Annotated in this window: 8 protein-coding genes; 4 read left to right on the forward strand and 4 right to left on the reverse strand. The window is 67.5% G+C overall.

The features are described 5' to 3' along the window. Positions 1 to 47: 47 nt before the first annotated feature. From DBO33_RS06035 to DBO33_RS06045, 3 genes are all read right to left on the reverse strand, one after another. Positions 48 to 1,460: an alpha/beta hydrolase family protein gene (locus DBO33_RS06035; RefSeq protein ID WP_107654132.1), complete on the reverse strand. Its 1,413-nt coding sequence runs from the start codon at positions 1,458 to 1,460 to the stop codon at positions 48 to 50. 160 nt (positions 1,461 to 1,620) lie between these two features. Next, the gene (locus DBO33_RS06040) at positions 1,621 to 2,322 is read right to left on the reverse strand and encodes a siderophore-interacting protein (protein ID WP_107654133.1); all 702 of its coding nucleotides are present in this window, start codon (positions 2,320 to 2,322) and stop codon (positions 1,621 to 1,623) included. 114 nt (positions 2,323 to 2,436) lie between these two features. Continuing rightward, positions 2,437 to 2,916 (reverse strand): hypothetical protein, encoded by a 480-nt coding sequence (locus tag DBO33_RS06045; protein ID WP_107654134.1) that lies wholly within the window; start codon positions 2,914 to 2,916, stop codon positions 2,437 to 2,439. 150 nt (positions 2,917 to 3,066) lie between these two features. Here DBO33_RS06045 and DBO33_RS06050 point away from each other — a divergent pair, with 150 nt between their 5' ends. Next, entirely contained in the window at positions 3,067 to 4,344 is a 1,278-nt protein-coding gene (locus DBO33_RS06050) for a SidA/IucD/PvdA family monooxygenase (protein WP_107654135.1), read from the forward strand. 21 nt (positions 4,345 to 4,365) lie between these two features. On the opposite strand, the gene DBO33_RS06055 is transcribed toward DBO33_RS06050, so the two are convergent. Continuing rightward, positions 4,366 to 5,037: a GNAT family N-acetyltransferase gene (locus DBO33_RS06055; RefSeq protein ID WP_107654136.1), complete on the reverse strand. Its 672-nt coding sequence runs from the start codon at positions 5,035 to 5,037 to the stop codon at positions 4,366 to 4,368. 251 nt (positions 5,038 to 5,288) lie between these two features. Between DBO33_RS06055 and DBO33_RS06060 the strand changes: the two genes are divergently transcribed. Genes DBO33_RS06060 through nbtC form a run of 3 tightly spaced genes read left to right on the forward strand, consistent with a single transcriptional unit; the run spans position 5,289 to position 10,483 of the window. Next, positions 5,289 to 6,044: a thioesterase II family protein gene (locus DBO33_RS06060; RefSeq protein ID WP_107654137.1), complete on the forward strand. Its 756-nt coding sequence runs from the start codon at positions 5,289 to 5,291 to the stop codon at positions 6,042 to 6,044. Between the two features lie 19 nt (positions 6,045 to 6,063). Continuing rightward, positions 6,064 to 7,386, forward strand: a complete 1,323-nt coding sequence (locus DBO33_RS06065; protein ID WP_107660023.1) for a beta-ketoacyl [acyl carrier protein] synthase domain-containing protein — start codon at positions 6,064 to 6,066, stop codon at positions 7,384 to 7,386. Continuing rightward, positions 7,379 to 10,483, forward strand: a complete 3,105-nt coding sequence (nbtC, locus tag DBO33_RS06070) for a nocobactin polyketide synthase NbtC (protein ID WP_107654138.1) — start codon at positions 7,379 to 7,381, stop codon at positions 10,481 to 10,483. The genes DBO33_RS06065 and nbtC overlap by 8 nt, the downstream gene beginning before the upstream one ends.

The raw sequence follows: 10,483 nt of genomic DNA on the forward strand, positions 1-10,483 counted from the left end.
TGATAGCACACCGCTCGAACTCGCCTAAGGCGCAAGAGTTCTGGTGTTCAGCGCACCGACCCGCCGCGGATGTCTCGGTAGCGGGCCGCGGCGACGCTGGGATCGGCGCGCCCCGCCCCGAGCGGCTCCTGGAGAAACGCCACCAGAATGTCGTTGGTGGCCCGCTGAGTTTCCCGTGCCCCGCGCGCGCCGCCGATCAACTGCGCCGCCAGGAATCTTGCCGGGTCGGCGAGGAAGCGCGGAGCGTCGGTGAAGCTGTAGTGGTTCGCCTCGGCGATCTCGAAGCGAAAGCCCGGCGCGGTGGACCGGGCGAGCAACGATCCATTGCCGTCCAGGAACTGCTCGGAGTGTTCGGTCTCCGCATAATCGCTCTGCACCAACAGAAACGGCTTGTGCAATGACCGCTGGGGCAGTTTGCCGTACAACGTGCCGTCGATATTCGCCGCGGCCATCAGGCGGGGATCGTCGGCCAGCGCGGCCGCCGCGGCCGCGCCTCCGAACGAATGACCGACGGCGGCAACATGTTCGATGTCGAGGCGACCGGACAGGCGCGGCCCCAGCGTATCCGGGCGGTGCAGCTGATCGACCACGAAGCGCAGATCCGCCGCCCGGACATCGAGTTGCACGCTCATATAGCGCGATCCGTCCGGGTCGTTGTCCGGGAAGTGTTGCCTCGGTGTCGCGATGGTGCCGTCGGCGAGTTCGGTGACCGCGACCTCGTACGGATGATCGACGGCGAGCACCACGAAGCCCCGGCTCGCGAGGTCGGCGATCAACCCGGTGTAAAAGGCGCGTGGCGCACCGTATCCGGGCGAGAACAGCACAACAGGCCAGTGGGCCCGGTCCGGGTTGACCGGCAGGTTCAGCCGAGCGTGGGTATCGACGCGGTGATAGCCGCGCATGAGTAAGCCCGGCAGCACCGTGACCTGCTCCGGCAGCTGATTCAGCCCGTCGAGATACACGGCGGGTCGACCGTTCCCCGCCGGGTCCGCCGGATACCAGGCCTGCACAATGACATTGCGCCGATCCTCGGCCGAATCCGTCGCGGGTTCCGGCCTGTTCCGGTCGACCCAGCGAAAGATCTCGGTACCCACCGCATATGGCCCGGTCGGTCGCGGCAGGTCGGGGACAGGAACCACCGCCCAGGCGAGCGCCGCGGGCACCATCAGCAACCCGACACCACCGCGAGCCAGCGTCAGCGGCAGCCGTCGCGCACGGGTCGCCGTCGGGTCACCGGCCCACTTCGCCTGCGCGACAACGAGTCCGCCCGCCACCGCGATCAGCACATACGTCGGTGCGAACTGCCAGTAGAACCCCTCGATCAACCACTGGAGGACACAGCCGACGACGAGCACCGGCACCACCACTGGGGCCACCCGGCGCGCGACCCGGCGAGACGCGACCGCCGACACCGCGAACGCGATGGCGCCGAGCGCCAGCAGGACATCCATGATCGACATGCGTCGCTGACCTCCACTCCGGCGCCGGTCCCACGGAAGTCCGTCGACCGGCCCTGAGTACCAGCGTGCGGCAACTACCGCCGCGTGCGCGTCGACAACTGGTCGCGATCGAGGTCATCCTCGGGGATGAGTGGCTACCCCGGCGGACACCGCCGCCGACCTACTTCCAGTAAGCCTGCGACTTGATCGAGGTCTTGGGCAGGCCGTGGGTCGTCTTGAGCGACTTGACGATCGAACGCGTGGTGTGGCCGTCGCAGGCCACCCAGGCGAACGCGTCCTTCGGGATCTCCAGCTGCTGCGCCTGCTCGCGCAGCAGTCGGCCGTTGTCGACGCGCTGCAGCCAGGTCACCTGGTGCTGCGGCTTGTTCCGTACCGGCAGCGTGGTGTCGGACTCGTACTGCCATTCCAGCCACACCCGGGCCGGGGTGTCGCCGATCGCGTCGAGCAGCGAGTTGATCGCGGCCAGTGACGCGGTGTCGCCGAAGACGACGAACTCGCTCGGCAGCGGATCCGGTAGCTGGAAGTCCGAACCGAGCACCGACACATCGATCTCGGTGCCGACGGTCGCGTTCTGCGCCCAGACGGCGGCCGGGCCGTTGTGTATCGCGAAGTCGATCCAGAAGCGGTCACCCGCGGGATCCGGGTCGACCAGCGTGTAGCCCCGCTGATGTTCCTTCTCACCGTTGGGGATCCACAGTCGGACCCACTGCGTCGGGTGCACGGCGTGGTCTTCCAGCAGCCCCCCGGCGGAGAAGCCGAGCCGCACGAACTTGTCCGTGATGGTCTCGGTCGACGTGACGGTGAGGCGGTAGTCCTCGGCGCGCCACGCCTTCAGCATCAAGCCTTCGAATCCTCTACCCATGTGGGTAAGGCTAACCTAAGAACAGCGGGAATTCGCGTGTGTCGTGGGCCACACTGCGGCAGCCGGAAATGGCCTCCGGTGCGCGGGAGGCCATTCCCGTTGTAGCGCAGTTATTTACACGGTGCAGGGCAGGAAAGCGACGCTGGCGATGGTGCACTGCGCCTCGCGAGTGAGCTTCCAGGTGCCGTCGATGTTCTTCCAGGTGAGATCGAAATGGAAGGGGTCGTAGCCATCGACCGCGGTTTGCAGGGTGGCGCCGAGGATATCGCCGTTGACGGTCACCGGGCCAAGGATGTTCCACCGGAAGCTGGGCGGGGTGGCCGCCATGGCGGTGCCGACCTGATCGGCCAGCGGCAGGCCCGCCTCGCCTGCTTCGAGCTCGGCGGCACGGGCGGACCGTGCCGCGCCGGTGTTCAGCACGACCTGCAGCTTTGCCTTCAGCTCGCCCGTGCCGGGTGCGCTGGCCTGCATCGGGGCGACGATCGGCGCTGCGGCCGCGGGGACCGTGGTCGCGACCGAGCCGAAGGTGCCGATGAGAGTTGCTGCGGTGAGCGCGATTAACGACGCCGACTTCTTTGTTGTGGTGCGGAGCATTCTGTCCATCCAATCGTTGCGTGTGATGCCATTGTGCGGCCAACCCTCTCGCAATATAAGGTAAGCCTACGCAAACATAGCTGGGCGGGGGATTGTTGTTGTGGGCGCGAACGCAACATCAATGACACTGCGCGCGAGAGTGGAGAACCGGTGGAGACACTTCTGGTAGTCGGCGCGGGGCCGAAAGCCCTTGCGGTGGCGGCGAAGTCGCACGTCTTACGGAACCTGGGACTGCCTGCGCCGCGGGTGGTGGTGGTCGAGGCGCATGCCGTCGGCGGCAACTGGCTGCCCAGCGGCGGCTGGACCGACGGGCAGCACCGGCTCGGCACCAGCCCGGAAAAGGACATCGGCTTCCCGTACCGCTCGACCTGGGCACGTGGCCACAACCAGGCCATCAACGCGGCGATGAAGGCATTCAACTGGACCTCGTTCCTGGTCGAGCACGGCACCTTCGCCGAGTGGATCGATCGAGGGCGCCCGAGCCCGCACCATCACACCTGGGCCAGGTACCTGCAGTGGGTCGCCCGCGCGATCGACCTCGACCTGGTCATCGGCACGGTGCGGTCGATCCGGCAGGGGGACAACGGATGGTCGGCCTCGGTGACCGACGCCGAAGGTCGCGACACCGAGTTGGCCGCCGACGGTCTGATGATCACCGGCCCCGGGCGCAGCACCAGGACGCTGGCCGAGCACTCGCGCATCCTCAGCATCGCCGAGTTCTGGGAACTCGCCGGACGTCGCGCACTGCCCGCGGCGTCCAGAGCCGCGGTGATCGGCGGCGGCGAGACCGCCGGGTCCGCCCTGGACGAGTTGGTCCGGCACGAGATGCTGACCATCTCGGTGATCTCGCCGATGGCGACCATCTATACCCGCGGCGAAAGTTATTTCGAGAACGCGCTTTTCAGCGATCCGAGCAAATGGGCGGCGCTGAGCATGCAGGAACGCCGAGATGTCATCCGCCGCACCGATCGCGGCGTCTTCTCGGTGCGGGTGCAGGAAAACCTGCTGGGCGACAACCGAGTCCATCATCTGCAGGGCCGGGTGGTGCGCGTCGCCGACCACGCGGACGGTGTCGCCGTCACTCTGCGCAACGAACTGCGCGCGGATCAGGTGCACACTTTCGACCTGGCGATCGATGCCACCGGCGGCCAGCCGTTGTGGTTCCTCGAGCTGTTCGACTCCTACGCAACGGATCTGCTGGAGCTCGCGGTCGGCGGCCCACTCACCCAGTCGCGGCTCGAGTCGTCGATCGGCTACGACCTGGCGGTGTCCGGGCTGGCGTCGAAGCTGTATCTGCCCAACCTCGCGGCCCTCGCGCAGGGGCCGGGGTTTCCGAATCTGAGCTGTCTGGGGGAGCTTTCGGATCGGGTGCTGAGCCCGGAGCCGGCTCGTGCCGGATCCGGCGCCCGGCGCCTGGTGGTTCGGTAAGGATCGGACGTGCTCGAGCGGTCAGCGCCGCAGGGCGGGCATATCCTCGGGTTCACGCGGGAGGGTGTGCAGCGAGATCCGGCGATCGGGACGAATGTCGAACTCGCCGAGATGGCGCCAGCCGTTCTTCTGCAATGCTTTACGCATCGGCAGGTTCCGATAGTCGGGGTCGCACATCAGCCGTCGGCACTGCGGCTCGGCGCGCCACACCTCGGTGGCCAGCTGAGCGATCCACGCCGACATGACGCCCCGGCCCACCAGGCTCGGCTCCGCCGTGGCGATGTGGAAGCCCATGTCCAGGGCGTCGGCTTCGTACAGCTTGGCGATCTCGTCCTTCGCGGCGCGGTACAGCTCGACATACGCGACGTCGCTACGCCCGAGGTCGGGTCGATCGACGGCCGCGAAATCGAAGCCGAGAATGCATGGCCGCGAGTAGGTTCCGGCCAGCTGCGCCCTGCTGTCGATCCGCCGCCGGTCCGCCGACCACGCCTGCTCCCAGGTCTCGACCAGATGCGGGCGAGCCATCCATTCGGCGAGCGTCTCGGGGTCGGCGCTGTCCGGGTCGACCATGCGCAGCGAATAAGGCTCAGGGAAGCTCGGCACCACCGGTTCGGGAGCTTCGCGAACACTGTCGGAAATGTCGGTCAGCTCGCGGGGAAAGACGTACGGCGTCCCCGTTCCATTCCTCGGCATGGTGCTCCGTTCGTCCGTTACCTATGTCACTATCGCCATTAGGGTAGCCTACGCTAAGCTTACGCTGCAAGATTGGGCCGGCTGAGTACGCGGCGTCGTCAATATCGCACCGAACCGGCGGTTTCTTTTGGCGTACAACGTATTTCGGCAGCATCGGACGTTTCGCGAATGTGTGACGGCCATTTCGGGTCGTACGCGCCACGCGTGGTAACGACTGCCGGTGCAATATCCGCGATGGGTAGGAGTAGGGCATGGCACGGGAACTCGGTTGGCTGCGGCAATTCCAGGCGCCGAGCTCTGATTCACTGCCGCCACTGCTGATCTTTCCGCATGCGGGTACCGGCGCCTCTGCTTATCGAGTGATGGCCAAGCGGCTCAGTGTGCATTTCGACGTGGTGATCTTCCAATACCCTGGTCGTCAGGATCGTGCCCGTGAGGCGGCGCTGGCGACCTTGCCGGAGATCGCGGCCGGCGCCTTCGAGGCCTTTCGGGCTTCGGCGCACAACCGTGGCCTGCCGATCACCGTCTTCGGGCACAGCATGGGTGGCATCGTCGGGTTCGAGTTCGTGCGATTGGCCGAGGTCGCGGGCATGAATGTCCGGCTTCTCGTACCCTCGGCGACCGCCGCGCCCGCGAAAGTCGCCGAACTGCCCGACCATCCGGACGACGACGAAGCATTGCTCGACCACGCCGCCGTGCTCAACGGCACCGGCGGTGAGGTGCTGGCCAGCCGGGAGATCATGAAATTGGCCTTGCCGGTCATGAAGGCCGACTACCGGGCATTCGACGCCTACTCCTGTGCGGCGGACGTGCGAATCGATGCGCCGATCCAGGTGCTCGGCGGTGACGAGGACCCGTTCATCACGCCGCGCTATCTGTATGCGTGGTCGGCCCATAGCCGTGCGGATGTCCAGGTGACCGTGTTCACCGGCGGACATTTCTACCTGAACGAACATATCGACGGCATCGCTGAATTGCTTGTGTCGGCTACCAGCGCGATCGCCTAGCGGTCGAACGAAGGACATGATGAGTACCTCGAGCACGGATGATCCGATCGTCGTCGTCGGAATGGCAGTAGAGGCGCCGGGCGGTATCGATACCCTGTCCGCGCTGTGGGAAGTACTTGTCGAGTCCCGTGAATTGATAGGACGATTTCCGCGCGATCGGGAATGGCCGATAGCGGAAGTTCTCGCGCTCGGAAATATCGAAGGCTGGAGCGATGTCCGTGATGCCGGTGGTTTTCTCACCGGTGCAACGGAATTCGACCCTTTGTTCTTCGGCATCACGCCACGGGAAGCGGTCGCGATGGATCCGCAGCAGCGGGTCGCGATGCGCGTCGCCTGGCAGGCGCTCGAGCACGCTGGGATCAATCCAGGTGCGCTGGAGGGCGATTCGGCCGGATGCTGGATGGGCGTATCCACCAGCGAATACGGCCCGCGCGCGGCTGAGGTCAACGAGTTCAGCGGCTATCGGGTCACCGGCTCGGCGCTCGGTGCGGTGGCAGGCCGAATCTCGCACTCGCTCGGCCTGATCGGTCCGTCGATCAGTGTGGACACCGCCTGCGCGTCGTCGCTGACCGCAGTCCATCAGGCCGCCGCGGCCATCCGCTCGGGCGAGTGCGAGTGGGCACTGGCGGGCGGGGTCTGCGTGATGGGCTCGCCCGCCGCTTTCTACGAATTCTCGAAGAACAACGCCCTCGCCGCCGACGGCCACTGCCGTTCGTACGCCGCCGACGCGACCGGCACGCTCTGGGGCGAAGGCGCGGGGGTGGTTGTGCTGGAACGCGAGTCGCGGGCCCGGCAGCTCGGCCACCGCGTCTACGGGCGTCTGCTCGGCTCGCGCATCAACCACAACGGCAAGGGCGCGCCGATCGCGGTGCCCAGCGCGCAGGCACAGGAGCGGTTGATCCGCGACACCCTGGCCGCGGCGGGGATCGCGGCGGACGCGGTGGGTGTGATCGAGGGCCACGGTACCGGCACCCCGGTCGGCGACCCGCTGGAGCTGACCGCGCTGGCGAAGACCTACGGAACCACCGAGCGCGGCACCGCCGGGCCGTGGCTCGGTTCGGTCAAGTCGAACGCCGGGCATGCCCAGGCGGCCGCGGGGATGCTGGGCCTGATCAAGGTGCTGCTGTGCGGCGCGAACGGCACCGTCGTGCCGAGTCTGCACGCGGACCGTCCGACCACCGAGATCGACTGGGCGGCAACCAGCTTGCGACTCGCCACCGAAGTCGAGGCATGGGAGCCGGTGGACGGTGTCCGTTACGGCGCCGTCTCCTCGTTCGGTGTCGCGGGTACCAACGCGCACGCCATCGTGGCGATGCCCGTGCTGGAGGAGACCGATGTCTGACTATCGATTGCCGGACGGCACCATCCCGGTACTGCTGTCCTCCGACACCGACGCCGGGTTGCGCGCCGAGGCCGCGGCGCTGCTGGGCTACCTCGAGCAGCACTCCGCCGTGTCCCCGGATCGGGTGGCGGACATGATATTTCGCACTCGCGTCGCCCGGCGACGGCGCGCGCTCGCTATGGTGACCACCCATCAGGAGCTCTGCGACGCCGTACGGTCGATCGCCACCGGCGCCGAGCATCCGGCGGTGGTTTCGACGGCAGGGACGGCCCGCGCGCATCGCATCGGTTTCATCTTTCCCGGCCAGGGCAGTCAACGCCCCGGCATGGGGCGGGTCTATTACGACTGCTCACCGACGTTTCGCGCGGCCATCGAGGAATGCGCGACGATCTTCGAGGACCGGTACGGCCATGCGCAGCCGCTGCACTACCTGCTGGGCGATGAGGGCCGGTTCGAGGACACCGTCCAGGTGGTGCAGCCTGCGCTGTTGTTCCAGATGACCGGCCTCGCCGCGATGTGGCAGGCGGCCGGCGTCAGCCCGGCCGCGACGATCGGCCACAGCCAGGGCGAGCTGTCGGCCGGCGCGGTCTCCGGTGTGATGACACTGCGTGATTCGGTGCTGGTGGTCACTCATCGGGCCATGCTGGTGGATCAGCTCAGCCCGGACGGCTACTCGATGGCTGTGCTCGGGATGGATCGTGAAGCCTGTGAAGCGTTGCTGGCCAGGCACTCCGGCTGGGCTGAGCTGTCGGTGGTCAACTCGCCACACATCCTGGCCATCTCCGGGGACCGGGCGACCATCGTCGACGCGGTGGCCACCGCGACCGCGCGCGGGCAGTTCGCGAAGGAAATCCGGGTGGCCTACCCGGCGCACACCTCCATGGTGGTCGAGATCGGCCGCAAGGTCGGCAACTTCATGGGTGACGAACTGAGCAGCCCGAACTTCGCGCCCACCGAAATCCCCTGCTATGGAGCGACTCTCGGCGAACCGATCACCCCCGACCTGGCCCAGGCGGAGTACTGGTACTGGAATCTGCGCAACCGGGTCCGGTTCGACCGGGCCATCGTCGCGGCGGCCACCGACGGCGTCGACCTGTTCATCGAGATCTCCGAGCATCCGATGTTGCAGCTGGCCGTCCAGGAGAACCTGACCCTGGTCCCGCGCGATCCGATGCTGCCCCCGCGCGATGTACAGGTGATCGGCACCTCGCGGCGCACCGCGACCGGGCTCCGCGAGTTCACTCACCATCTGGCCACCGTCGCGGTGCACGATCTGAACTACCGGTGGGCGGCGCTGCGCACCTCGACCACGGTCTCGCTGCCGTTGCGGGACTTCCCGGCAACGCGCATGAATCCCAAGAAGCTGTGGGCGCCGTACCCCGTCGACCCGGCCGCACGAGCCGAGCCGTCCGTGCCGAACGAGCCGCCGAAGCCGCAACGTCTGGTGGAACACTGGGAGCGGCTGGACCGTCGATCGCTGGTTCCGCCACGCAGCATCGCGCTGATCGACCACACGGGCCGGTGTGCAGAGCTGGTGTCCGCCATGGTTTCCGCGGCCGACCGGCACGGTGCGACCGCCACCGCGGTCGACGGCTCAGCGGCCGGCGAGTTCGATACCGCGGTGGTGCTGCTGCCACCGACACCGGAGATCGACAGCGCCGGATCGGTCGCCGACATCACCGACTTCTTCGCCACCAGGGCCTGGGTGCACGGTTTGACGAGATTGCGGCCCGGTACCGAATGTTGGCTCGTGACGGTCGGTGGTGAAGCCGTCGTGCCGAATGATCCGGTGCCGCACCTGTTCCACGGGTCGGTCAGCGCCGGATTCCGAGCCGTCTCCACCGAGCACTCCGAGATACGGTTGCGCCACCTCGACCTCGCGGCCACGGAAGCGGCTGCCGAGCAAGCGATCCGGATCGTCGGTGCGCTGCATACCGCAGGCGAGCCCGAGCTGGCCTTGCGCGCGGGCAGCACCTACGTCAAGCGGTTACGGCCCGATACGTCCGCGCCGGGAGCCGCGGCGGATCTCGATCATGTGTTGATCGTCGGCGGTACCGGGCAACTCGGACTGCGGTTCTGTGAACACTACGTCCGGGCCGGGGCCGCGCGGATCACGCTGCTGAGTCGCACCGGTGCATCCGAGGCGGTAGCCGGGCAGCTGGACCGGATCCGAGGCCTCGGTGCCGCCGAGGTCATCGTCGCCCGTTGCGACATCGGCGACGCGGCGGCCGTCCGCCGGTATGCCGAGGACAGTGCGGGCCGGCCAATCAGTCTGCTGATCCATGCTGCGGTCAATTATGTCGACGCCGAATTGGCCGACATCACACCGGAAATGGTGGCGACCGCCGCCCGATCGAAGCTCGTCGGCCTCGACCACGTGCTGGGTGCGGTAGCCCGTACCGAGGCTTGCCGGGTGGTGCTGTGTTCGTCTTTCGCGGCCACCATGGGCGGACGCGGGCAGATCCTCTACGCGGTGACGAACCGGATGCTCGACGTCACCGCGCGCCGGTTGCGGGCGCAGGGCATCGACTGCGTCTCGTTGCAGTGGGGGCTGTGGGCGGTGGTGGGCCAGCTGGACGAGGCCGGTGCGTCCCGGGTGTCGAGTGCGGGCGTGATCCCGATGGATCCGGCTGCCGCCATCGCGGCGGGGCTGTGCGATCAGCCCGGCGACGCGGTGGTCTGTTCAGCGGATTGGTCGCTGCTGCACCAGATATTGAGCGTGTACGGACATGGCTCGGCGGTCGCCGGGCTGGTACCTGCGCCGTCTACTGCACCGCCGGTCCAGCCTGCGACACCGGTCACCGCCGGGGTGCCTGCCGCCACAGTGGCCGCTGCGCCGGTCGCCACGATGGCGGCGAACGCCCCATCCTTGGCCACGCAGATGCGCGTCGAACTCGAAAAGGTGATGGGGGCAGCGGATTCCGACGTGATCGACGGATCCGTCCCGCTGATCGCCCTCGGCCTCGACTCGCTGCAAGCACTGGATCTGCGCAAGCGGGTGCAGGCCGAACTGAACCGCGATCTTCCGGTGGCCGCGATCCTGGGCGGTGCGTCGCTGGACGACGTCGTGCGCCTGATGGCCGATAGCAACGTCTGA

The sequence above is a fragment of the Nocardia suismassiliense genome (genome assembly GCF_900269665.1).
Lineage (GTDB): Bacteria > Actinomycetota > Actinomycetes > Mycobacteriales > Mycobacteriaceae > Nocardia > Nocardia suismassiliense.